General features: G+C 66.8%; 19 protein-coding genes, 1 pseudogene and 1 riboswitch. Of the genes and pseudogenes, 12 read left to right on the top strand and 8 right to left on the bottom strand.

Annotated elements, in window-relative coordinates; all coding sequences use genetic code 11:
* Positions 1-10: 10 nt before the first annotated feature.
* Both NOF53_RS25545 and NOF53_RS25540 read right to left on the bottom strand, forming a co-directional pair.
* Positions 11-1339, bottom strand: a complete 1329-nt coding sequence (locus NOF53_RS25545) for a M1 family metallopeptidase (RefSeq protein WP_374212671.1) — start codon at positions 1337-1339, stop codon at positions 11-13.
* Positions 1324-5172: a Pls/PosA family non-ribosomal peptide synthetase gene (locus NOF53_RS25540; RefSeq protein ID WP_374212670.1), complete on the bottom strand. Its 3849-nt coding sequence runs from the start codon at positions 5170-5172 to the stop codon at positions 1324-1326. The genes NOF53_RS25545 and NOF53_RS25540 overlap by 16 nt, the downstream gene beginning before the upstream one ends.
* Positions 5173-5705: 533 nt before the next feature.
* Here NOF53_RS25540 and NOF53_RS25535 point away from each other — a divergent pair.
* The 5 genes and pseudogenes from NOF53_RS25535 (at position 5706) to NOF53_RS25515 (ending at position 11000) form a co-directional block, all read left to right on the top strand.
* The gene (locus tag NOF53_RS25535; RefSeq protein WP_255974127.1) at positions 5706-5933 is read left to right on the top strand and encodes a YciI family protein; all 228 of its coding nucleotides are present in this window, start codon (positions 5706-5708) and stop codon (positions 5931-5933) included.
* A pseudogene (locus tag NOF53_RS25530) lies at positions 5933-7190 on the top strand (RNA polymerase sigma factor). Before NOF53_RS25535 ends, NOF53_RS25530 begins: the two are co-directional and overlap by 1 nt.
* A gap of 288 nt (positions 7191-7478) precedes the next feature.
* Entirely contained in the window at positions 7479-8726 is a 1248-nt protein-coding gene (locus NOF53_RS25525; protein WP_255974125.1) for an MCE family protein, read from the top strand.
* A 41-nt stretch (positions 8727-8767) separates the two neighbouring features.
* A riboswitch (SAM riboswitch) is annotated at positions 8768-8882 on the top strand.
* Between the two features lie 48 nt (positions 8883-8930).
* On the top strand, positions 8931-10226 hold the full coding sequence (locus tag NOF53_RS25520) for an aminotransferase class V-fold PLP-dependent enzyme (protein ID WP_255974123.1): 1296 nt from the start codon (positions 8931-8933) through the stop codon (positions 10224-10226).
* A 147-nt stretch (positions 10227-10373) separates the two neighbouring features.
* Positions 10374-11000, top strand: a complete 627-nt coding sequence (locus NOF53_RS25515) for an LLM class oxidoreductase (RefSeq protein WP_255974120.1) — start codon at positions 10374-10376, stop codon at positions 10998-11000.
* A 36-nt stretch (positions 11001-11036) separates the two neighbouring features.
* On the opposite strand, the gene NOF53_RS25510 is transcribed toward NOF53_RS25515, so the two are convergent.
* The 3 genes from NOF53_RS25510 to NOF53_RS25500 form a co-directional block, all read right to left on the bottom strand.
* Complete coding sequence (locus tag NOF53_RS25510; protein ID WP_255974118.1) at positions 11037-11597, bottom strand: flavin reductase family protein; 561 nt, start codon at positions 11595-11597, stop codon at positions 11037-11039.
* Positions 11598-11635: 38 nt separating this feature from the next.
* Positions 11636-12109, bottom strand: coding sequence for a YbaK/EbsC family protein (locus tag NOF53_RS25505; RefSeq protein ID WP_255974116.1), 474 nt, complete (start codon positions 12107-12109; stop codon positions 11636-11638).
* Between the two features lie 76 nt (positions 12110-12185).
* Positions 12186-13235, bottom strand: a complete 1050-nt coding sequence (locus NOF53_RS25500; RefSeq protein WP_255974113.1) for a hypothetical protein — start codon at positions 13233-13235, stop codon at positions 12186-12188.
* 123 nt (positions 13236-13358) lie between these two features.
* On the opposite strand from NOF53_RS25500, the gene NOF53_RS25495 reads away from it, so the two are divergent.
* Positions 13359-13937, top strand: a complete 579-nt coding sequence (locus tag NOF53_RS25495) for a TetR/AcrR family transcriptional regulator (protein ID WP_255974146.1) — start codon at positions 13359-13361, stop codon at positions 13935-13937.
* Here the strand turns inward: NOF53_RS25495 and NOF53_RS25490 are convergent.
* Positions 13930-15009 (bottom strand): alpha/beta fold hydrolase, encoded by a 1080-nt coding sequence (locus NOF53_RS25490; RefSeq protein ID WP_255974111.1) that lies wholly within the window; start codon positions 15007-15009, stop codon positions 13930-13932. The genes NOF53_RS25495 and NOF53_RS25490 overlap by 8 nt on opposite strands.
* Before the next feature lie 121 nt (positions 15010-15130).
* Between NOF53_RS25490 and NOF53_RS25485 the strand changes: the two genes are divergently transcribed.
* On the top strand, positions 15131-15961 hold the full coding sequence (locus NOF53_RS25485) for a crotonase/enoyl-CoA hydratase family protein (protein ID WP_255974108.1): 831 nt from the start codon (positions 15131-15133) through the stop codon (positions 15959-15961).
* 79 nt (positions 15962-16040) lie between these two features.
* Here NOF53_RS25485 and NOF53_RS25480 read toward each other — a convergent pair whose 3' ends face one another.
* The gene (locus NOF53_RS25480) at positions 16041-16532 is read right to left on the bottom strand and encodes an inorganic diphosphatase (protein ID WP_255974105.1); all 492 of its coding nucleotides are present in this window, start codon (positions 16530-16532) and stop codon (positions 16041-16043) included.
* Between the two features lie 134 nt (positions 16533-16666).
* Here NOF53_RS25480 and dacB point away from each other — a divergent pair, with 134 nt between their 5' ends.
* From dacB to hpt, 4 genes are read left to right on the top strand one after another with little or no spacing between them, the layout of a single operon-like run.
* Positions 16667-18052 (top strand): D-alanyl-D-alanine carboxypeptidase/D-alanyl-D-alanine endopeptidase, encoded by a 1386-nt coding sequence (gene dacB / locus NOF53_RS25475; protein ID WP_255974144.1) that lies wholly within the window; start codon positions 16667-16669, stop codon positions 18050-18052.
* Positions 18052-19098 carry an Rv3626c family coenzyme F420 biosynthesis-associated protein gene (locus NOF53_RS25470; RefSeq protein WP_255974102.1) on the top strand — a complete coding sequence of 349 codons (1047 nt, stop codon included), beginning with the start codon at positions 18052-18054 and terminating at the stop codon, positions 19096-19098. Before dacB ends, NOF53_RS25470 begins: the two co-directional genes overlap by 1 nt.
* Positions 19099-19106: 8 nt before the next feature.
* Positions 19107-20084, top strand: coding sequence for a tRNA lysidine(34) synthetase TilS (tilS, locus tag NOF53_RS25465; RefSeq protein ID WP_255974100.1), 978 nt, complete (start codon positions 19107-19109; stop codon positions 20082-20084).
* 4 nt (positions 20085-20088) lie between these two features.
* Positions 20089-20643 carry a hypoxanthine phosphoribosyltransferase gene (gene hpt, locus NOF53_RS25460; protein ID WP_255974097.1) on the top strand — a complete coding sequence of 185 codons (555 nt, stop codon included), beginning with the start codon at positions 20089-20091 and terminating at the stop codon, positions 20641-20643.
* Between the two features lie 8 nt (positions 20644-20651).
* Here the strand turns inward: hpt and NOF53_RS25455 are convergent, their stop codons facing one another.
* On the bottom strand, positions 20652-22760 hold the full coding sequence (locus NOF53_RS25455; protein ID WP_255974094.1) for a serine/threonine-protein kinase: 2109 nt from the start codon (positions 22758-22760) through the stop codon (positions 20652-20654).
* A gap of 131 nt (positions 22761-22891) precedes the next feature.
* On the opposite strand from NOF53_RS25455, the gene NOF53_RS25450 reads away from it, so the two are divergent.
* Positions 22892-24235 (top strand): amidase, encoded by a 1344-nt coding sequence (locus NOF53_RS25450; RefSeq protein ID WP_255974092.1) that lies wholly within the window; start codon positions 22892-22894, stop codon positions 24233-24235.
* Positions 24236-24332: the final 97 nt, after the last annotated feature.

Raw genomic sequence — 24332 nt, 5'->3', positions numbered from 1 at the left:
GTCGATGGTTCTACAACGGCGGCAGCGCCTTCTCGCCCAGCCAGGTGTCCCACAGGCTTCGAAGCGACTCGTCCGTATAGTGCGCGGCGAGATCGGTGAACTGCTCCGCACTGACGCTGGAGTGGCTGTGCGACCGGGTCCACTGCTGCAGCAACGCGAAGAAATTTTCGTCACCCAGCCGAAGTCGCAACGCATGCAAGGTGATTGCGCCGCGCTTGTAGATGCGGTCGTCGAACATCAGCTGCGGCCCCGGGTCGGCCACCACCAGATCCTGCGGTTTGCGGGACAGTCCCAGGTGGGCCTGCAACGCTAGTTGGTGGGCCGTACGGCCGCCTGAATTCTCCGACCAAAGCCATTCGGCGTAACAAGCGAATCCCTCGTGCAACCAGATGTCCCGCCACTGACGCAACGTGAGGCTGTTGCCGAACCACTGGTGCGCGAGCTCGTGGGCCACCAGTCGTTCGGACCCACGTCTGCCCGTGCAGTGGTTGGCGCCGAAGATCGACAGTCCTTGCGCCTCGACCGGAATTTCCAGCTCGTCCTCGGTGACGACGACCGTGTAATCGGCGAACGGGTACGGCCCGAACAACCGGCCGAACAGATCCATCATCTCGGGTTGGCGTCCGAAATCGATATCGAACGAGGAGCGAAGTCGCGGCGGGTGAACGGCGAAGATCTCGACACCACCCGAACCGACTCGCCGGCGTTCGTACGGGCCGATCTGAATGGTGGCCAGATAGCTCGACATCGGCTCGGTCTGCTCGTACACCCACGTGGTCTGGCTTGCCCGGGTCTGCTTGCTCACCAACGCACCGTTGGCAACCGTGTAGTACGGCGAATCGGTCGTGATCGAAATCCGGTAGCTGGCCTTGGAGCTGGGGTGGTCGTCACACGGAAACCAGGACGCCGCGCCATTCGGCTGACTGGCGACGAGGCTGCCCTCCGTCAATTCCTCCCACCCGACTTCGCCCCACATGGTGCGGATGGGCTTCGGGGAACCGCCGTACTGGATCGTGAGTACCAGCGCACCGCCCGCCGGGATCTTCTGCGCGGGGGTGACGACGAGCTTGCCGTTCCGGTGGACCCATTTGGTGTTCCGTGCACCGTTGGCAGCGACCTTGGTGACGTGGAGGTCGGGCGCAAGGTCGAGCGCGAACCAGGATCGCGCTTCCGTGGTGACCGTGGTGATTGTGGCCTTCCCGGTCAACCGGTTGCTGTGGACTTTGTAGGTGAGCTCGAGCTCGTACCGCGACGCCCGATAGCCTCGGTTGCCGTTCTGGGGGAGATACGGGTCGAGGGGTTCGTCGGGCCCCCTACCGGGCTTCACGTGGCTGCCCACGGTGAGATGGGGTTTCCCTGCCACCGGGTGGAGGGCGGCACGGTGTCGCCGCGCATGACCAGTGAGGCAGGCCCGACCGTGGCGCCCGCGCCGATTCCGGCGGCGGGCAGTGCGACACAGTGCGGGCCGAGGGTGGCGCCGGCTCCCAGCGTGACGGTGTCCATGGACATGATCCGATCATGGAACAGGTGAGTCTGCACGACGCACCCCCGTTCCACGGTGGCGCCGTCACCGAGGGTCACCAAATCAGCCTCGGGCAGCCAGTAGGTTTCACACCACACACCCTTGCCGATGGTCGCGCCGAGGCCGCGCAACCAGACGTTGAGTACGGCGGTGCCGGTGGCAGCGCGCGCGAACCACGGTGCGGCGACGGTCTCGACGAAAGCGTCCGATACCTCGTTACGCCAGACGAATGAACTCCAGAGGGGATGCTCGACTTTCCCGATGCGCCCGACCACCAACCACTTCGCGGCCACCGAAATCGATCCGGCCAAGGCGCCTGCGCCGAGAAGGACGACGCCACTGGCCAGGGCGGCCATCCAGAAGCCGATCCGGTCGGCCATCACCTCGAGAGTGAAGAGCACCCCCAACCCGATGCCGAACGTCACCATCACGGGGATCAGACGGCACGTTTCCACGATCGCACGGGCGATCTTCAGCCGGAGCGGCGGATGGAAGGTGCGTGCGGCGTCGGTGTCGCCCGGTGCCCTGCGGAGGCGGACGGGGGGACTGCCCAGCCAGGAGGAACCGGACTTCGCCTTCGACGGCGTGGCCGAGAGCACCGCGACGAGACCGTTCTTGGGCACGCGCCGACCCGGACCGGTCATCCCGGAGTTGCCGAGGAAGGCGCGCTTGCCGACCTTCGCGTGTTCGATGTGCATCCAGCCGCCGCCGAGTTCGTAACTCGCGATCATCGTGTCGTCGGCGAGGAATGCGCCGTCCGCCACAGTGGTGAACTTCGGCAGCATGAGGACGGTCGACGCTTCCACGTTCTTGCCGATCCGGGCGCCGAGCAACCGCAGCCATCCCGGCGTCAGGAGGCTCGCGTACAGCGGGAACAGGAACGTGCGGGCGGAGTCCATGAGTCGTTCGGTCGCCCACACCTGCCAGCCGATGCGACTGCGGACCGGGTGGTAGCCCTCACGCAACCTGATCGACAGCAGCCGGACGGACACGACCGTGAGGACGGCGAACACGGCGAGGCTGACGAGCGTCGCGGCGGGAAGGATCACCAGCGACTGGAGTACGGCGGACCCGATCGTGCCTGCGTCGCGGATCCACCACCCGATGACCACGATGCCTGCGACGAGGGCGAAGATCGGCAGTCCGGCGATGAGCATCGACGTCACACCGAACGCCGGAACCCAGTAGGCCGCGCGGCGCGGGGTCTCCTCGGGCCACGGGTGGACGGCCTTGCCGACCTTGACCGCCGGTGAGCCGGCCCAGTGCTGATTGGCCTTGACGCGTCCGAACACGGCGGAACCGGCCTCGACCTCGGCGTTGCGCCCGATGGTGGCGCCGGGAACCAGCGTGGACCGGGCGCCCACCGACGCACCCGGACCGATCTTGATGGCACCGATGTGGACGACGTCGCCGTCCACCCAGTGCCCGGACAGGTCGACCTCGGGTTCGATGGAGCACCCGTCGCCGAGCTCGAGCATGCCGGTGACCGGCGGGAGCGTGTGCAGGTCGACGCCCTTGCCGACCTTCGCGCCGAGCGCCCGCGCGTAGTAGAGCATCCACGGCGCACCCGACAGATTCGCGGCACCGCTGGCCTCGGTCAGGCGCAACGCCACCCACAACCGCAGGTGTTCGCTGCCGCCTCGCGGGTAGGTTCCCGGCTCGAGTCCGCGCAGCAGGATCCGCGAACCGGTCACCGAGATCGCCATCCGGCCGACCGGGCTGATGAACACGACAAATGCGGCCAGAATCCACCACCACGACACCGTGGGCGCCCACGACACCGTCGTGAACCACGAGAAGACGTTGTTCGCGATGGCCAGCCACGTGACCCACTGCAGGCCCGTGAGCGTGGTGAGCGGAACCGTGGCCGCGATCTGCGCGAGTTGGCTCCGACGCGGAGTCGGCGTGACGATGCGGGGTTCGGCGGCGTCGATCGGCGCCAGTTCGTCGAGGTATTCCGCGAGCGAACCGAGCCGCGGATGGTCGTAGAGTTGCGCGACCGTCACCTCGGGGAACCGTTCGCGCAGTGCCGTCACCAGCTGGGCTGCCGAGAGGGATCCGCCGCCGAGTTCGAAGAAGTCATCGTCGGGGCCTGTGATCTCGGCACCGAGAATCGCCGTCCACAGTCCCGCGACCCAGGCCTGCGTGCCCTCGAGCCCCAGTTTCTCCGCGGCGTCGTCGACACCAGGCGCGGGCCAGGGCAGGGCGTTCCGGTCGACCTTGCCGGACGTGCGGGTGGGAAGTTCGTCGACCAGCACCAGCCGGGGAACCAGCGCCGCGGGCAGTTGCTCGGTGAGCGCCGCGTGCGCCGCCTTGAGGTCGAAGTCGGGGTTGGTGCTGGCCAAATAGCCGACGAGGATCTGGTGACCGGCACCGGTCCTGCGCACGGCCGCGGCCGCGCCGCCGACGCCCGGAAGGTTCTGCAGGGCGTTGTCGACCTCGCCCAGTTCGATCCGCCTGCCGCCCAGCTTCACCTGATCGTCGGCGCGACCCTGGAACAGCAGTCCGCGGCGGTCGAGGCGGACGAGATCACCGCTGCGATACGCACGGTCCCAGCCGAGGGTAGGCATCGGCGCGTACTTCTCGGCGTCCTTGGCAGGGTCGAGATAGCGGGCCAAACCGACACCACCGATCACCAGTTCACCCACCTCGCCCTCGGGTACGGGCTCCCCGGAGCTATCGACTACCGCCAGATCCCAGCCGTCCAAGGGAAGCCCGATGCTGACCGGGCTTCGTCCGTCCATCAGCGCACCGCACGCGACTACCGTGGCCTCGGTGGGCCCGTAGGTGTTCCACACTTCCCGTCCGTCGACGGCCAGTCGTTCGGCAAGTTCGGGTGGGCAGGCCTCACCTCCGAAGATGAGGAGACGGACGGCCTCGAGCGCCTCCGCCGGCCACAACGACGCGAGCGTCGGCACCGTCGACACGATGCTGACGTCGCGGGCCACGAGCCAAGGACCAAGGTCCATACCGCTGCGCACCAGCGAGCGCGGTGCGGGAACCAGGCACGCTCCGTGTCGCCACGCGAGCCACATTTCCTCACAGGATGCGTCGAATGCCACCGACAGTCCGGCGAGCACCCGGTCGCCGGGCCCGATGGGATCGTCGCGCAGGAACATCCGGGCCTCGGCGTCCACGAATGCCGCGGCGTTCCGGTGGCTCACCGCGACGCCCTTCGGTGTGCCGGTGGAGCCGGAGGTGAAGATGATCCATGCGTCGTCGTCGACCGTCGGCGGGCGGGCGGGCTGACTCTCCGACCGCTCGGAGGCGGTTCCCGGCGTAATGCCGACACCGGTCACCACACATCGCACCTGAGCCTCGCCGAACACGAGCGCGGCGCGTTCTTCGGGATCGTCCGCGTCGACGGGAACGTACGCGGCGCCGACCGCGAGGGTCGACAGGATGGTGACGTACAGCGCGCAGGACCCCGAAGGCATGCGGATGCCGACCCGGTCGCCTGCCCCGACTCCGGACTCGGCGAGTGCATCCGCGCCGCGGCCGATTTCCTCGAGCAGCTCCCGATAGGTCAACGAGGTCGTGCCGTCGTCGACGGCCGCGGCGTCGGGGTACGCGTCGGCGGTGGCGTGGAGGACATCGATGAGGGTGCGCTGCGCCGGCGCGAACTCGCGGCGAAGGAATTCCTGGGGTATGCGGTGCGATCGATCCGAATCCGTCGGCGACTGGAGAGACAATCCAGGATTCCTTCTCTGAGCGGGCGGTTGATGCGTACGGCTCGTTATCTCACGATCAAGTGGCCGGTTGGTGAACAGTGGGTGCTCGAGGTGCGGCGCCCGTGGCCATTCTTCACCTCAGAGATTTCCGGCGCGTGTCGATGTCGGATTCCCTTCTTCGTCGTCTTGTCAGAAGGGGCGCGTAGTTCCTTCTCTGCGAGGAAGGATGACGTTATGTACTACCTGGCATTGTCGGCAGGCGAGGCGAAGTGTATTCGAGGCAACCGACCTCGACGAGCTGCTCGAGGTCGCGCGGCAGATACCCGAAGCCACCGATGGATCGGTGGAGTTGTGGCCGATGGTCGAGTGGATGTCGGTCACCGATCGGAACGGCGCGTGGCTGGCTCTGCTGCGTGAACCCGTGGCGGAAGTGGTAGCGCCGGGCACGCAGCAGTGGGAGGCGGGGGCGGCGGAGCACGAGAACTTCGGCCGACTCGCCGGGGAGGTTGTGCGTGGCGGCGGAGCCCTGTACGCCCCGTCTTCGGCGACGACGCTCCGCGTCCGGGACGGCGTACTGCTTTTTCACCGACGGTCCGTTTGCCGAGACGGCCGAGGTGGCGAACGGCCTCTACGTCCTGGCAGCGGAGAACCGGCAGAGTGCGATCGCTCTGGCCGCCAAGGTTCCGGTGTCGCCGAAAGGCTGCATCGAACTACGGCGGATCGTCGACGACACCCGGTAATGGACGAGGGGGACAGCGACACGTTGGGTCGCTTCTTCCGGAGGAGTACGGGCGGGCCCTGGCCACCGTGGCACGGATGGTCGGGGATCTGTCCCTCGCGGAGGACGCCCTCCAAGACGCGTTCGCCGAGGCAATCCGCAGCTGGCCTGTCGCAGGGCTGCCGGACAACCCGGGCGCCTGGATCACCACCGTCGCGCGCAATCGCGCGCTGAACCGGCTTCGGCGAGAGTCCTTGCGTTGTAGCAAGGAACATGATGCGGCGCGGTTGTTTCCGCCTCCAGAAATGGAAGAGGTGTGGCCGGTGCACGATGATCAGTTACGCCTGATGTTCACCTGCTGCCATCCCTCGCTCTCGCCCGAATCGCAGGTCGCGTTGACCCTTCGGTTGGTGGCCGGGCTGAGGCCTGCCGAGATTGCCAGGTTGTTCCTGAAGCCCGAACCGACCATCTCGCAACGACTCAGCCGCGCCAGATCGAAAATCCGGACCGCGGGAATCCCGTTGCGTGTCCCACCCGATCACCTCTTCCCGGAACACACGCCCCAGGTGCTGTCCTGCATCTACCTGGTCTTCACCGAAGGGTATTCGGCGACCTCTGGGGATCCCGCGATCCGCGGCGAACTGTGCGAGGAGGCGTTGCGTCTCGGGCGGCTCCTCTGCGAATTGATGCCCGACGAGGGCGAGGCCTGGGCACTTACAGCACTCATGCTCTTTTACGACAGCAGGCGTCCGGAGCGCGTCGACGATCAGGGTGACCTGGTGGCGCTCGAGGACCAGGATCGGCGGGCATGGGACAGTCAGAAGGTCCAGGAAGGACTGCTCCGTCTCCAGGTGGCACTGCGTCGGGGATCCGGGCGCTACGTCGCGCAGGCGAGGATCGCGGCGATGCACGCGACCGCACCGACCTGGTCGGCCACCGACTGGAAGGCGATCGTCGCCGCATACGACGAGTTGATTGCCTACCAGGACTCACCGACGGTACGGCTCAATCGCGCCGTGGCCCTGAGTTTCGTGACGGAGTCGACGCGGGGCTGATGGAACTCGACGCGGTGGCGGAGGACCCGAGGCTGGCGCGATCACAAGTCGTTCACGCCACCCGCGCCGACCTGTTGCGCAGAGCGGGACGGTGGACGGCGTCGAGTGCGGAGTACCGCGTCGCGCTCGGACTTGCGGCGAACGAGCCCACTCGAAGATTCCTCCGCAGACGGCTGGCCGAGGTGGAATCCGGCGGAGGACAATCGCCGCCGCCGACGCGCTGAGCAGCGGACATCACTTTTCTGGTCCGTAGTGATTGCAGTCACTTTCGCCGCCCAATCGTGTTCGCTGGCCTGCGCATTCTGTGCGGATGACTGCCGTGGCCACGACTGCCGGCCGCTGCTGCGTGCCGGACAGTGGACGCCGGGTTTGCGCCGGGGGAGGGTTCCGGCTAGGTATATATGTGACTTCTCGTCCCACATAAAAATAGTTACCGGAGTGCCTGTGCCTGCCACGATCGAGACAGCCCGCGCCGAACACGTGCAGCACAAGTGTGCAAGCGTCGCCAAGCGATGACCTCACCACTCGTCAAGTGGCAGCTGGCCGGCTTGATCCTCATCGCTCTGACCGGCCTGGTCTACGTCGGCGCCCAGTACGTGCGCCTCGACAATCTGCTCGGTTTCGGTGAGTACACCGTCAGGGTCGAGCTTGCGAACTCCGGGGGCATCTTCAGCAATGCCGAAGTCACCTACCGCGGAGTACCCGTCGGCCGGGTGGGCGACATGTCGCTGACCTCGGACGGTGTCGATGTCGAGTTGAAGATCGACAAGAGCGCGCCAGGCATCCCCGCGTCCGCGAAAGCCGTGGTGGCCAACAGGTCGGCGATCGGCGAACAATACGTCGACCTTCAGCCCGACACCGACCGTGGTCCGTTCCTCGAAGACGGATCGGTTATTGCCGTGGGCAGCACCGCTACTCCCGTTCCAATCGAGGAACTGCTTGCGGGCACAAAGGAATTGGCCGACTCCGTTCCCACCGATGCGCTCCGTACGGTCGTGACCGAACTCGGTACGGCGTTCAACGGCAAGGGGCAGGACATTCAAGTACTCGCTGATGCACTGGCGGGACTGTCGCGGTCGGGCTCCGAGTCACTCGACGAGACGCTGACACTGCTGCGCGACAGCCGGCCGGTGCTGGCGACGCAGTCCGGACAATCCTCGGCCATAAAGCAATTCAGCACAGACCTCGACGCGATCGCGGCGCAGCTGCGTGCATCCGACCCCGACGTGCGGGGCGTGATCGAGAACGGAACCCCGGCCGCCGACGAACTGGGTAAGTTCGTCAGCGATTCCGGAGCGGCGGTAACCGCGAACCTCACCAACCTCGGCATGACCGCGAAAACACTCTCCGTTCAGGCGGACGCGCTTCGCACCCTTTTCGTGTACCTGCCGGGAGTTGCCGCAGCGTCCTCCACCATCGCCCCCGGAGACGGCACCGTTCACTTGGGCTTGGTGGGCGAGGTGAACAACCCACCCCCGTGCACAGTCGGCTACGAGGGGACGAGGGAAATACTCGAGGAGATGAAGCGGCAGGATCCCGACTTCGACGACACCCAGCAGGATTTCCCCCAGAACACGGCGGCGAACTGTGAGACGCCGCAGGGAAGTGTGAGCGGTGTGCGCAGCGCCAACCGGATCGTCCTCGGCGACCCTGGGACGGTCCAGCCGTGGGATTCCAAGCCCAAGAAGGACCCGCATCGGTTGAATCTCAACCCGATTGCGACTCAGCTCGCGCCACTTCTCGGGGTGAGCCCGAAATAGCGGGTTGACAAGTTCGCATCGATCCTGCAATCTTCGAATCAGGTCACGAGTACCAGCGTCAAGCCCCGGCTTGCTGGTCGGCAACCCTCCACCGCGGTGGGGTGCTCCGGGTGACGACCAGGCTGAGGTTCATACCGGACCCGGCAAGCGCGGACTCCGAGGGGCTTTCCCTGTGACGAGTCCCTGAGTACGAGGGATGTCGTGATGACTGCTGTATTGACCGCTGACGTGTGCGTAGGCCCCCTCGCCCCGGTTTCGGGCGCCGACCTGCGGGTTCCGCTGGTTCAGGGTGGTGACTGCACCTACGTCAACTTCGACTACGCCGCGAGCGCACCTGCGCTGGCGCGGGTGACGGATCGAATCGGTGCACTGCTGCCGACGTATTCGAGCGTGCACCGCGGGGCAGGGTACGCGTCCCGGGTGTCGACCGAATGCTACGAGGAGGCCCGCGACACGGTTGCACGGTTCGTAGGAGCCCGCGACGACCAGGTGGTGGTGTTTACCCGGAACACAACAGACTCGCTCAATCTGCTGGCTGGGTGCGTCCCTGGCAGTACGGTTGTGCTCGACATCGAACATCACGCGAACCTGTTGCCCTGGAAGAATTCCCGAGTGGTCCGGGCCGCTGACACCCTCGCCGAAACCGTTCGGCTGCTCGTAGCGGAACTGTGCTCGAGACCCACTGCGCTTCTCGCTGTCACGGGCGCATCCAACGTCACCGGTGAGGTGCTCCCCATCGCCGCACTCGCGGACGTCGCCCACCGTTGCGGTGCAAGGATTCTCGTCGACGGCGCGCAACTCGCGCCGCACCGGCGTATCGATCTCGAGGCATGGGGGGTCGACTACCTGGCGTTCTCCGGGCACAAGCTGTACGCGCCGTTCGGGTCGGGTGTGCTGGTGGGAAAGCGCGACTGGCTCGATGCGGCGGAACCGTACCTCGCCGGTGGTGGGGCAGTACGCAACGTGACCGTCGAATCAACCGAGTGGGCACCGGCTCCGGCCCGGCACGAGGCGGGAACTCCCAATGTCCTCGGCGCGGCGGCCCTCGCTGCGGCATGCGACGCACTGGCCGACTTGGACTTCGGCAGGGTGGCCGAGCACGAAGCGGCGTTGACCTCCCGACTTCTCTCGGGGCTCGCCGACGTGGGCGGTGTGGAGTTTCTGCGGCTGTGGTCGGACGCGCCGGACGCCGTGGGAATCGTGACCTTCACGATAGACGGGTTCGAGCCCGGGGAGATCGCCGCCTACCTGTCTGCCGAGCATGGAATCGGAGTGCGCGACGGCCGGTTCTGCGCGCACCCGCTCCTCACGAGACTCGGCCGGCCCGACGGCGCAGTTCGTATCAGTGTGGGACTCGGCAGTTCCTCCGCCGATGTGGATCGGCTGGTGGACGCGGTCCGCACTTTGGTGGCCGGCCGGCGCGACTGGGGCTATGCCAAGGTCGGCGGCCAGTGGAATCCGGTGCCCGAGACCCGTTTTTCGACCGACGCGCTACTATGAGCGCATGGCATCGCAGGCTGGGAGCGCAATGATTGCTCACTGGTGCCGTCGGCACGTCGATCTGTGCCGAACCGCCTCGGGTATGTGTTCGAGCTGACCGTTCTTTTCGGCTCCCTGCATCGGCACACATTCTCCGAGGAATCCCACATGTCTTCAGACAACGCTTTGTCCTCCCGTACCCTCCGCATCGCCGTCGAACTGACCGGATCGGGTCACCACCCGGCAGCCGTCGGGGCCGCAGGCACGCGGCTGATCAGCGGTGCGGACTACTGGGTGGAGCTCACCGCCTCTTCGGCGGACCCGCTCGACTTGACTTCCTTTCCGCGCGACGTCGTCCGGATCCGCGCCACCGATCTGCGGGAAGCGCAACAGGAGCGCACCCGAGTCCGCACGGAAACTCTTGCCGCGGGACGCGATCCCGACAGCGTCACAGTGCTGGTCGATCTCGAGGTGCTCATCGCCGCGGAAGCCCGCACCGCGCGCAAGGAACTGGCACTCCTCGACAGCGCACTGGAAAGCCCACGAACCCCGGTGTCGTTGCAGTACGTCGGGACTCCGGTAGGGCTCGCCGGGCTGATCGCCGACATCCAGGCCGCCGGGGTGGCCGACGGTGTGACGCTGCTTCCGCTGACCCTGCCCAGGGTGCTCGAGCAACTGGTCGACGGCACATTGCCCTGGTTGGAACAACGTGGGCTCGTCACGTCCGCGGACGATGTCGACGAGGCCCTGCGGCGGTTCGACCTTCCGCGCCGGCAGCGTGTACTGGCGTCCTGAGCTTCGCCCCAAATACTACGACGGCGCCGTGCGGTCTCAGTTGCCGAGCGGGGTGGGCCGGTAGTACCGCCCCTCGTGATACAGCAGGGGAGCGGAGGCCGATTCGTCGTCGTCCTCGGCGTGGACCCGGGTGACGAGCCCGATGACCAGCGTGTGGTCACCGACCGGAATCAACTGGTCCACGGTGACGCGGAGCCAGCTGGGGGTCCCGTGCAGCACCGGCTCTCCGGTGTCGAGCCGGGCCCAGAGCGACCGGTCCGCAAACCGCTGATCGGCGCTGCGTGCGAATCGCTGAGCCAGATGCTGCTGATGTTCACCGAGCAGGTGGATCACCAAGGAGTCGGCAGCATGCAGCGCCTTGATGCTGGACGACGAGTGCGCAATGTTGAACGACACCAACGGCGGATTCAGCGAGACGGAGGCGAACGAGGTGGCAGTGAACCCGACCGGCCCACCATCGGAATCCAGGGTCACGATGGTGACTCCCGCCGGATGGCGCCGTAGCGCGGCGCGGTAGTCCTCGGCGCTGATCCCGGTAGCAAGTTCGGCCTCGCTCGCGTCGCCCGCGGCGCGGGCGGAATCGGTGTTCTTCGCCATGATGGCGTCAACTATAGGCAGATGGCTGATCGCGGTAATCAGTCGACGTCGATGGCGAGGCCCGCGGTAATGCGCACCAGCTCGGAGAACGATGTGCGGAACACGGTGTCAGGGTGTCCGGCGGAAGCCCACAACTCCGAATGCTTGGCCAGCGCGTTGTCCACATAGGTCGGCAGGTTCGTGGGGTGCCCGAGCGGGGCGATACCCCCGATCGGTTGTCCGGTGGCGATCCGCACCATGTCGAGCGGTGCCCGCGTCAAGTTTCCCTGCAGTCGATTGCCGGTGTTCGCGAGGTCGACCTCGTGTGCCCCCGACACGAGCAACAGGATCGGATCGTCGTCCAACAAGAACACCAGCGACTTGGTGATGGCCCCGACGTCCACGCCCAGAGCTTTCGCTGCGTCGTCAGCGGTGTGGACGGATTCCGGCTGGGTGACGATGACCCCGTGGTGTCCTCGCGCGATCAAAGTCTCGGCGACATGCGCGGCGTGGGGGTGCAGGGGCGTCGGCATGAACCAAGAGTAGGGCCATAACTGCGGAACGACATCAGGACGCGTCGTCCGAGACGAGATCGACACGGGGCGTGGTCTATTCCGATTCGGAAACGCGGCGGGCGGTGAAACCGAAGAGCAGCGCAAGTCCGAGCAAGGCGTAGAGCAAGAGCGCCAGCGCAGGCTGTCCCGAGCCGATGTCGTCGAAGTAGACGATGCTGCGGACACCCTCCGTTCCGGCGCCCGGGGTGATCCACCGTCCGATCGCCGCGTAGAAGGTGGGGATGACGTTGGAACCGAACGCTCCTCCCGCACTCGGGTTACCGAGGATCACGAACACGGCGATGGCGAGCGGTACCGCAAGGACCCCGATCGCCGCTCGCAGTCCCAACGTGAATACGGCGGTACCGAAGACGACCCCGGTGCCGAGGAGCCACAGCGGAAACCAGTGTCCGGCGAACGTGCCGAGCACGTGGGTGGTGATCAGTGCGCCCAGGGCCCCGGAGATCACTGCGTATCCGAAGAGAACTCCGACGTGTGCCGCTGCCTGCCGCAGCGACCTGGGGGCGCCGATGAACAGCCCGATCGCCGCCGCAAGGAGGTAGCCGCCGACCACCCAGCCAACCGAGAGGTAGAAGCCGGACAATCCGCGATTGTCGTGGACGCCGACCGGGATTTCGTCACGAACTGTGAACTGTCGTCCCTGCGCGTTTTCCACCTGCGTGAACACCGACTCGAGGGCCGAGGAGATGGAACTTCCACCCGCGCTCGCCGTGATCAGCGTGTCAGCACCGACCGGCTCGATCACGAAGGCGCCCTGGATCTCGCGGGCATGCAGGAGACGCCGCGCCTGGGCCGTGTCGGACACGATGCGCGCGTCGAGCGGGTGACCGTCGATCCCATTGAGCCGGTCGGTGACCTGCTGGTCGATGCCGGCCGGCAGTCCCGGAGCGGCCACGACGGCCACGTCGATGCCGCGGGGAGTGGGCTGATGGAATGCGGCTACATAGCTGAGGATGAAACCGAGCTGCAGCACGAGAACACCGAGGACCAGCGCCGCCATGACCTTGGGCGTGCCGTACCTCGATCCGGGACTCTCCGGGTGCTCGGGCGAGAAGGTGGCGTGCTCGGGTTCGGTGGTGGTCATCAGTCGTCCTCGTCCTTGTCGATACCGCGGGTATCCAATACCGTAGGTATCGTGACTGGAAATCGTCAACCTGGCAGTGGTCACACCGAATGGGCGCCGACGACGCGTCCCGGGCGTGATGTAGTGCGTCGACGACTGCTCGACGCGGCGGCGGAGGAGTTCGCGGAACGGGGTTTCAGTGCTGCACGTCTCACCGAGGTGGCGCGGCGCGCCGGATTCACCAAGGGGGCCGTGTACTCGAACTTCGAGTCCAAGCAAGACCTGTTCGCCGAGCTCTTCGCTCAGCGATCACTCCAACTTGCGGGCCGCGTCCTCGCTGAAATCGCGGGGATGAACCCGTCGGACGCCGTCGGTAGAGGCGGTGAGGCGATCGCCTCGTGGATGATGCGCGAACCGGGGTGGTCATTGCTGGTGCTCGAGTTCGGCGTACTCGCCTCGCGGGACGCGCAGATCGCGCAGGCGTACCTCCGGGAACGACGGCACCTACGGTCGCGGCTCGTCGAGCTGATCGGCGACCGCGCCCGGGAGTGGGGTGTGGACGACACCCTCGACGTGCGGACTACAGCTATTTCCCTCATGGCATTGATTTCGGGCCTGGTACTCGAGCACTCGGTCGATCCCGAAGAGGTAGATCAGGCGACGATGGGAGCGGCCGTCACGGCTCTGTTCGCGGGTGCTGTCGCCAAGGCCGGGCTCAGCTGACCCCTGAGGTGGTGCGCGCGACGGCGCCTTCGAGGAACGCGTCGATGTGTGCCCACGTCGTCGTCCGCGCCTTCGGGCCGGCCACCAGTCCCAGGTGACTGCCGGGAGCTGACTCGTACCGCGCCGACGAAGATCCCGTCAGCACGTCGGTGGCCGCCCGGACCGAGGCGACGGGGGCGATGACGTCCTCGGTGCCGCCGATCGCGAGCACTGGAACAGTGATGTCGGCGAGAGTCACCGGCCCGTTCCGCGTCTCGAACTTTCCGGCGACGAGCGCGTTCCCGAGGATCAGTTGTGTGCAGACCTGCCGGAAGAAACGTGCGGGGTACCCCAGCATTTCTGCCATGAACCGGTCGATGGACTCCATGCGGGCGAGGGTCTCCGTGTCGTGCAGATTCCTCGCGATGAACCACGGTTTGGTGAGCTCCCGCTGGAGTGCGGTGAATCGGTAACTCGCCTGGACGAGGGGTGCGGGTAGGCCGCCCATCACCCCCGTCACGGTAGTGAGCGGGCGGTCTCCCGTGAAACGGCCCACGGCCCGCAACGGCGAGATCATCGAGACCGAGCGGTAGTCGATCGGCGTTCCGATCGCGGTGACCGAACCGATGGCAAGATCGCCGCGGCCCGCGGCCGTCAGTAACGACATCGTCCCGCCGAGGCTCCATCCGATCAGGTCGACGGGCGCTTCGTCGTGAAGTGCGGACACCCGCTCGAGCGCCGTCGGGATGATGTCCTCGATCCAGTCCTCGAATCCGAGGCCGCGGTCGGCGTAGCCCATCGACCCGTAGTCGAGGAGGTACGTCGCCTTGCCGGAGTCGACGAGATGGGCGGCCAGGCTCTGCCCGGGTCGGAGGTCGAAGCAGTGCGCGGGCGCGGCCAGCGGGGGTATGAGAAGGACGGGGCGATCGTCGTTGATCGGGTTGCCGTCGAAGCGGTAGAGGTCCCGATGCGGAGCTTCGGAGATCAACGTCGAGGGTGTCCGCTGCACCGGCGCGATCCCGCCACCGAAGGACAATCGCCACGCATTGCGGGTGAGTGTGTCGAGGGTGGGGGTCCAGGCGATGTCGAGCACGGCGGTCCTCTCATGGCGTTACAAATCCGAGATCGAGTAACTGTAACGCCAACATACAGGTACTTTGTCCTGTCATCGACACTGGCAGTCGCCACTCGAGTGCGGTCGTTACTCTTGGGTAATGACCGAATCGAAGACCTGGAACGCGTTCACCGTCGAGCGCAAGGACCGCGTTGCGCGGGTGACTCTCATCGGCCCCGGTAAGGGCAACGCGATGGGTCCGGATTTCTGGAGTGAGCTTCCCGAAATATTCGGTGAGCTCGACGCCGACCCGGAGGTACGCGCCGTCGTCATCGCCGGCTCGGGCAAGCACTTCTCCTTCGGCCTCGACCTGCCGGCCATGAGCGGGAGCTTCGGTGCCGTCCTGGCGGACAAGGCCCAAGCCGGCCCGAGGACCGCCTTCCACGACATGATCAAGCGCATGCAGTCGGGCATCAACGCGGTGGCCGACTGCCGCAAACCGGTGGTCGCGGCCGTCCAGGGCTGGTGCATCGGCGGCGGCGTCGATCTGATCTCCGCGGCCGACATCCGCTACGCCAGCGCCGACGCGCGGTTCAGCATCCGCGAGGTCAAGGTCGCGATCGTCGCAGACATGGGTAGTTTCGCCAGGCTCCCCGCAATCATCGGTGACGGACACCTGCGCGAACTCGCGCTTACCGGCAAGGACATCGATTCTTCACGCGCCGAGAAGATCGGTCTGGTCAACGACGTGTTCGAGGACGCCGATGCGGTGCTGGCCGCGGCGCATGCCACCGCTGCCGAAATCGCGGCCAACCCCCCGTTGGTGGTTCACGGGATCAAAGACGTTCTCGACCACTCCCGTTCGGCCGCGGTGAACGACAGCCTGCGTTACGTCGCGGCCTGGAACGCGGCTTTCCTGCCGTCGCAGGATCTGACTGAGGCGATCACCGCGGTCTTCGAGAAGCGGGAGCCCGAGTTCAAGGGGGAGTAGCGGCAAGCTTCCTACGAGTGACACGCAACTCGGCGCCCACTCCTTCGGAATGGGCGCCGAGCAGTAGTAGCCGGACCGGTCAGTGTCCGCCGTTGTCCTTCAGGCGCTTGAACGACGCCTCGACCTCAGCCTTCGCCTCGGCCAGCCCGACCCAGTCGGCGGCCTCGACGTGCTTGCCGGGCTCGAGGTCCTTGTAGTGGACGAAGAAGTGCTTGATGGCGTCCAGTTCGAACTGCGGAACGTCGCCGATGTCCTGGATGTGATCCCAGCGCGGGTCGCCTGCGGGCACGCACAGCACCTTGTCGTCGCCGCCGGCTTCGTCGACCATCTTGAACATGCCAACCGGGCGTGCCTCGACGATCACGCCGGGGAACACCGACTCCGGAAGCAGCACAAGCGCGTCCAGCGGGTCGCCGTCCTCGCCGAGCGTGTTCTCGATGAAGCCGTAGTCGGCCGGGTAGCCGAATGCGGTGTAGAGGTAGCGGTCCAGCTTCACGCGACCGGTCTCGTGGTCGACCTCGTACTTGTTTCGCTGACCCTTGGGGATCTCGATGGTGACGTCGAACTCCACGCCGATTCCTCGCTGTCGTGTCGGTGATGATTCCGGGGAAGGATATCGGGTCGAGGATAAGGTTGGTTGCTGACCACCCACGAGATGTAAGTGAAGAACACGGAGGCGCGTTGCCGGGCCAGGGAAAGAAGAAGATGGGCCCGTTGGCGGGACGTCACCGTCGGAACATGCGGATACTCCTTGCTGGAGTAGTCGTGGCGGTGCTCGCCGTGGCCGCGGCACTCGTGATCGCCGTGAGCACGAGGGACGCCTCGGCGAGCCGTGGTGAGCTGGAAATCGCTCCCGAGCCTGCGCCGATCACCGCGGCGCCGCAGGTCACACCCGTTCCGGACGATGCGCCGTTGCCGACACCGCAGGGTATCGCCGCGGCAGTCGCACCGGCTGCCGCCAACCCGGCGCTCGGTAAGTTCAGCGGCTCGGTGGCCGACGCCGTCACCGGTCAGGTGTTGTGGAGCGTCACCCCGCAGACGCCGATGACGCCGGCCTCCACCACCAAGGTGCTGACGGCGGCGGCGGCGCTGCTGTCGTTGCCGTCCGATCACCGGGTGACCACCAAGGTCGTTCAGGGCACGAAGCCCGGCGAAATCGTGCTCGTCGCCGGGGGTGACCCCACGATCACCGCGAAACCGGTGGGCGAGAACGGCTACTACCCCGGCGCGGCGCATCTTTCCCAACTGGTGGATCAGATCCGCGGGGCCGGTGTCGCCGCCACCGACATCGTGGTCGACACCAGCATCTACACGGGCGGCACCATGGCGCAGGGCTGGTTCCCGGCCGATGTCGGCGCCGGCTTCATCACCCCCACCGAACCGATCATGATCGACGGCGGGCGGGCAGACCCGCTGGTGGACGAGTCGTCACGAACTATTACGCCGGCACTCGACGCCGGGCGGGCGCTGGCACGCGCGCTCGGGGTGAGCCCGTCCGCGGTCACGGCCGGTGTCGCGGCACCGGGTGCGGCCACCATCGCCTCGGTGGACTCTGCACCGCTTCGCGACCGGTTGCGGCAGATGATGGAACACTCGGACAATGTGCTTGCCGAAGCGATCGGGCGGGAGGTTGCCATGAATGCCGGCGCAGACGCTTCGTTCGCGGGAGCCGTCGCCACAATCGGCCAGAAGCTGTTCGAGGCGGGGTTCGACATGTCGGGCCTCACCCTGCACGACGCCAGCGGGTTGTCCGTCGACGACCGCATTGCACCGCAACTGCTCGACCACGTTCTGACGGCCGCCGCGGGAGATGGCACGCCCACGCTGCGGCCCATGCTCGATTACTTACCCGTCGCGGGAGCGACGGGGAGCCTCTCGGACCGTTATGCGTCGGGCAACCGCACCGGCGCCGGATGGGTGCGCGCGAAAACCGGCACGCTGTCCACCGCCAGCGCGCTCGCCGGATACGTCGTGGACCAGAACGGGCGGGTCCTGACATTCGCGCTGATGTCCAACGACAGGCCTCCAGAGGTCAGTCGTCCAGCTCTCGACGCACTTGCGGCCGCGCTCCGCACGTGCGGGTGTCAGTGATGGTCGCCGAGAAGAGTGCGTTCAGCGGCGTCGTCGACTGGAAACTTGCCGCCCGGACGGGTGTCAAGCTGGCCCGTACCGGCCCGGCCACCTCGCGGTACACGGCCGAGACCGTCATCGCGGAGTTGGCCGATGCGTCCATGCGAGCGGAGCTGCCGGTCCGGGAAGTGACCGGGCTGGCCGACGGACTGCCCGTGCCGACGGCCCAGATTCTCGACCGGGCGGGGTGGATTCACGCTGCTGCCCATTCGATGTCGCAGCTCACCGGCGGTGATGCCGCACCCGGACTTCTCTTGGGAAAACCTGCGGGTATCCAGGCCGGTGCCATGCTCGCCTACCTGTCCTCGGCGATCCTCGGCCAGTACGACCCGTTCACCGGGGACAACGGAACCCTCCTGCTGGTGGCCCCGAACGTGGTGACCGTCGAGCGGGCACTGCGGGTGGACCCGAGCGACTTCCGGTTGTGGGTGTGCCTGCACGAGGTGACCCATCGGGTCCAGTTTTCGTCCTCGCCGTGGCTGACGAAGTACATGCAGGATGCGGTCGACACGCTCGGGACCTCCGACGACGAGTCCGTGACCGATGTCGTCGGCCGGTTATCGGCTGCGGTGCGGGACCGCGGACGCCCCGAGCTGGATGCGTCCGGCGCCCCCGGCGGAATCGTCGGACTGCTGCGCGCCACCCAGGCCGAACCCCAGCGCGACGCCCTCGACCGCCTCCTGGTACTCGGCACTCTTCTCGAGGGGCACGCCGATCATGTGATGGACGCGGTCGGGCCGGCGGTGGTGCCGTCGGTGACCACGATCCGCGCCGCCTTCGACAACCGGCGTCGCCGCAAGAGCAATCCGGTGCAGCGACTGATCCGGGCGCTGCTCGGGATGGACGCCAAGATGGCGCAGTACGTCCGCGGCAAGGCGTTCGTCGACGCTGTCGTCGCCGATGTCGGCATGGACCGGTTCAACGTCGTCTGGACCGGCCCCGACACTCTGCCCCGGCTGGCCGAGATCGACCGCCCCGCCGACTGGGTGTCGCGGGTACTGGGCTGAGACCCGTAGTGCTGCTTCCCGAGGAGCCCGCGATTCTTCAAGTGCGTCACGCAGTTCGGCGCTGGCTCGCGCTGTACTGTCCCCGCGGCGAGGTCGCGGTGGCGCTGTCCGGCGGCGCCGACTCCCTGGCGTTGACGGCCGCGGCGGCGACGGAAGCGCGCACGGTCCGCGCGCTGGTGGTCGATCACGGACTACAGCTTGGTTCCGCGGAAGTGGCACAGGAAGCAGCCGCCCGCGCCCGCGTCCTCGGGTGCGTGTCCGCCGACGTGCTGACCGTCGAGGTGACCGGTTCCGGCGGACTCGAGGCGGCCGCCCGCGACGCCCGCTACCGCGCACTCGACTCGGCGCGTCGGACGGATCCGGTGATGCTGGGCCACACCCTGGACGATCAGGCCGAGACCGTGTTGCTCGGCTTGGCACGGGGATCGGGTGGCCGATCCATCTGGGGAATGAGCGCCTTCGACAGCCCCTGGGGGCGGCCACTGCTCGGCGTCCGACGGGCCGTGACGCACCAGGCGTGTGCGGAACTCGGGCTCACACCTCACGAAGACCCGCACAACGCTTCCCCGGATTTCACCCGCGTCCGGTTACGGACCGAGGTCCTGCCGCTACTCGAAGACGTTCTCGGCGGCGGCGTCGCGAGCGCGCTCGCCCGCACCGGCGACCAGTTGCGGGAGGAAGGAGCGCTTCTGGACTCGGTGGCCGAAACTGCGGCGAAGCGCGCGGTGGTCGACGGACAGATCGACGCTGCAGCCTTGGCGGATGCTGCGCCACCGATACGCCGGCGGGTGTTGCGGACATGGCTACTGAGCGCAGGCGCGCGGGGGCTCGGGGACAAGCAGTTACGGGCCGTGGACGACCTCGTCGTGCAGTGGCGCGGGCAGGGGCCGGTCGCGGTCGGCGGCGGAACACCGGATGTCAGGTTGGTGGTCTGCCGACGACGTGGCAGGCTGAACGTCGGATTGGACGACCGACGAAGGGTTTGACCGCGTGTACGAAGGCGACATCGCATCGGTACTGATCTCCGAAGACGAGATTCGTCGACGTACCGTCGAACTGGCCGAGGAAATCGCGAAGCGATACCCGGAGGGTGCCCCGGAAGGGGATCTACTCCTGGTCGGTGTCCTGAAGGGCGCCATCTTCTTCATGACGGACTTCGCGCGGGCATTGCCCATCCCCGCCCAGATGGAGTTCATGGCCGTCAGCTCTTACGGGTCGTCCACGTCGTCCTCGGGCGTCGTCCGCATTCTCAAGGACCTCGACAAGGACATCGCCGGGCGGCACGTACTCATCGTCGAGGACATCATCGACTCGGGCCTGACGCTCTCCTGGCTGATGCGCAACCTGTCGAGCCGCAACCCCGCGTCGCTCGAAGTGGTCACCCTGCTCCGCAAACCCGAGGCCATCAAGGTCGACGTCAACGTCGCCAATGTCGGCTTCGACATCCCCAACGAGTTCGTGGTCGGGTACGGACTCGACTACGCCGAGCGCTACCGCGACCTGCCCTACATCGGCACTCTGGAGCCCTCCGTCTACGGCGGCTGAACACCCCGTCAGCGCACGGCCTCGTGGGACACCACGGGTTCCAGTGCCCGCAGGTCCTCCTCCAGTTGGCGGAACAGCCAGTAGACACCGACGAACGCGAAGATTCCGCCGACGCACAGAATGCGGACCGCGATGATCACCAGCGTGATCTCGTCCGGCGACAAGAAGGTCACGCCGGCCACCCCGGCGAGGGGAACCGACGCGGCCACCGCGAGGTACAGGGTGCTGCGCCGGTCCAAGCCCCGCAGTTTCTGCGCGTCGGCGCTGCTGGCGATGTCCTGCGGTAGCAGGCTCGGGTAGATGCAGCGCACCGCGAAGAAGGCGACGACGAAGAACGGGTACGCCACCGACACCGCGCCGCAGACGATCAGAGACGCGATGAAGTGCACGTACGCGCCCGGCGGAACGTCCCCGGCCGCGAGCTGGAGCGAAATCGGATACGCGATCCCGGCCACGAGCCACAACCCGAACACGACTAGGACGACGCGGTCACCGAGCAGCAGGGTGTCGGTGCGCGCTCGCGTGAGGATCTGCCGGTCGTACGTCCGCCCCTTGCGCAATCCACGCGGAACGAGGAGGGGATAGCGGCACCAGTACAGGAGCAGAATCGCGCCCAGCGGGAACGCGATCGAGTTGATTACCAGCTGTATCTGCTCGAATGACCGCTGCGCCTCCGGAGTGAGAGCGCTGATGATCAGCATCTTGTTGTGGTGATAGTTGTAGATCCCGGCGAGAGCGTTCGGCGCCGCGATACCGACGACGAGAATCGGCAGTGCCCAGCGGCGCAACTTCATGCGCCAGCTGTGTGGCGGCGGGTCGACGAGATCACGAGCCCGTGGATTGAGGCAGAGATCGAACTGTTTGGCCAGCTCCGCGCCACTCGACCAGCGTCCGTCCGGCTTCGGCGACAGGCAGGTCAGCAACACCCGTCGCAGCGATGCGGGGCAGTCGTACGGCAGGTGGTCGAGAAACTCGGGATCGATGTCGCGACTGCGGTGGTCCAGCATCGCCTCGAGTCCGACGAGAGACTCACTCGACACGTCCTCGTCAGGGAATGGGCGTCGCCCGCACATCAACTCCCACAACATCACGCCCAGCGCGAAGATGTCGCTGCGCGTGTCCAGGTCGGCCGCGGTGCCCGGCATACCGCGATGACATGCTTCGAGTTGTTCGGGCGACATGTACGCGAGAGATCCGCCGAAGTACGCCAGCGGTGACGCTCCCGACACGGAGTCGCTGAAACTGATGTTGAAGTCGGCAAGTTTGGGCACGCCCTCGGCGGTCAGCAGGATGTTGGCCGGCTTGATGTCGCGGTGCAGAACCCCGCGCTTGCCGGCGTAGTCGAGGGCGTCCGCCAACCGCCGCCCCAACCATGCGATCGTCTCCGGCCAGGTCAACGACGCTATCTCCGCGCGGACACTCGAATCGGTCGGCCGAATCTCGCCCTTCTCCCGCATCTCCTCGTCCACCACCTCGAGCAGGAGGCCGCCGGTCCGCTCACGCTCCGGCGTGACGCGGACGCGCCGCAGGACCCGCAGCAGCGTCCCACCCGGGAGGTACTGCATGTAGAGCAAGCGGAGCTTGCGGTCCTCGAGCAGTCGCTGATCGAACACCCGCACGATGTAGTCGTGGTCGAGTTGTGCGAGAGTCTGCGGTTCGTTGCCGTGGTCGTGCGAGATCTTGACGGCAACGAGGCGCTGCATCGAACGCTGACGGGCGAGGAACACTCGGCCGAAGGCACCGCTGCCCAACCCCATCAGCAGATCGAAGTCGTCGACTTGCTGGCCGACCTCGACATCGTCCAGGGCAGCATGAGACGGCGGCCTGGTGATCAGAGTGTCGACGGGAACGGCAGTGACGGTGCGGCTGCCCTCGCTCGTCCGCTCGACGCCCATCGTCGGAGCTGCAGCGGTTCGCTCAGTGCTCAGTGGTGCCGGAGCGGTTCGCTCACCACTCATCGGCGCAGAAACGGTTCGCTCACCGCTCAGCGGCGACGGGCCGGCCGCGACCGTCGCTTCGCTGCTCTCGGGTTCGGAGTTCTGAACTCCGACGGTCTGTTCGGCAGAGGCCGATTCAGCGGCTGATCTGTCTCTGCCCGACCCGTTTCCTCTGGTCATAGCGCATCGAGGTTCTACTGGGCGGGTGTAGCGAGTCCCGTCCGGGGACAAGCGAATGGTAACCCCGCGGACCTACCGTATCCAGCGCGAATAGTCGAAATGATCGAGTCGCAGAAACCTATACTCGAATGATGGGCGATTACCCGCTCTCCTCGGCCCTCGGCATCGCCGACCGTGTTCGCTCCGGCACGTCGAGTCCCGTCGAGGCCGTGGAATCGGCACTGGCCGTCATCGCGGACCGAGACCCGAAGATCCGCGCGTTCGTGAGCGTCCTCGCCGAGCAGGCCCGTGCCGATGCTCTGGCCCTCGCGGATCGTGCGGATTTGTCGACGCTTCCGCTGGCGGGCGTGCCTGTCGCGATCAAGGACGACATTTCGGTCGCGGGCCGGCCGATGAGAGAAGGATCGCTGGCGACGAGTGCCGAGCCCGAGCCGTCCGACCATGCTGTCGTGGCGAGGCTCCGAGCAGCGGGAGCCGTGGTCGTCGGGCTGACCGCCCTCCCCGAACTCGCCGTGTGGGGCACCACCGACGCTCCCGGCGCAATCACCCGCAATCCGTGGAACCTCTCGCGCACATGCGGTGGTTCGTCCGGGGGATCAGCTGCGGCGGTCGCGGCGGGAATGGTCCCGATCGCTCACGGGACGGATGGACTCGGTTCCATTCGCATCCCGGCCGCGAATTGTGGCGTGTTCGGGATCAAGCCCGGTCGTGGGGTGGTGCCCTCGGAACTCGGCGCGACGTCGTGGTTCGGTATGGCGGAGAACGGACCGCTGGCGATGACAGTGGCCGACGCGGCCCTGATGCTGTCCGTACTGGCAGATCGACCGGAACTCGCTCACCCCGCAGATCCCGGGCCCCTGCGGATTGCGGTGGCGCCCGGTTCGCCGACCCACCTGTCCGCCGTAGATCCGCACTGGCGGGCAGCAACCGAACGGGCAGGCGCGGAACTGGCCGGCTCCGGCCATCGCGTGGAATCGGCGAAGCTGCCGTACCCCGTGAACCTCCTCCCCGTCCTCGCGCGGTGGACCGCCGGAACGGCAGCCGACGCGAAAGACCTCGACCCCAGGAAACTGCAACGTCGCACCAGGCGGCACGTGGCGGTCGGCCGAACACTCCGACGAGTGGTCCGTCCGCAGCAGGTGATCCGGCTCGAACAGACGATGTTCGCCTTCTTCGCGGACTATGACGTCGTGATCACGCCCACGCTCGCCCAGCCGCCGCTCGCCGCCGCGGCCTGGAGCGAGCGATCCTGGACGTCGAATATCGTGGCGAATGTCCGGTACGCCCCGTTCACGGCGCTGTGGAATCTCGTCGGGTGGCCGGCGGCGAGCGTTCCGGTCGGGACGCATCTGCGGTCCGGCACTCCGCTCGCGGTGCAGATCGCTGCGCCACCGGGAGGAGAGGCGCGAATCCTGGCGCTCGCTGCCCACATCGAACGGGTCGCAGCCTGGCCCAGGGTGGCGCCTGCACGGTGATCGACGGTATTCGGTCCGCGCGTCCACGGGCCGAGGGAACCTGAAGGCGGTCGCATGCGTTGACGTAGAGACACCGTCCCACCGGGCGGTTGGCTGC

The sequence above is a fragment of the Rhodococcus tibetensis genome, from assembly GCF_024438035.1.
In the GTDB taxonomy this organism is placed as follows: domain Bacteria; phylum Actinomycetota; class Actinomycetes; order Mycobacteriales; family Mycobacteriaceae; genus Rhodococcus_F; species Rhodococcus_F tibetensis.
This window is presented reverse-complemented; position numbering and strand designations above follow the sequence as displayed.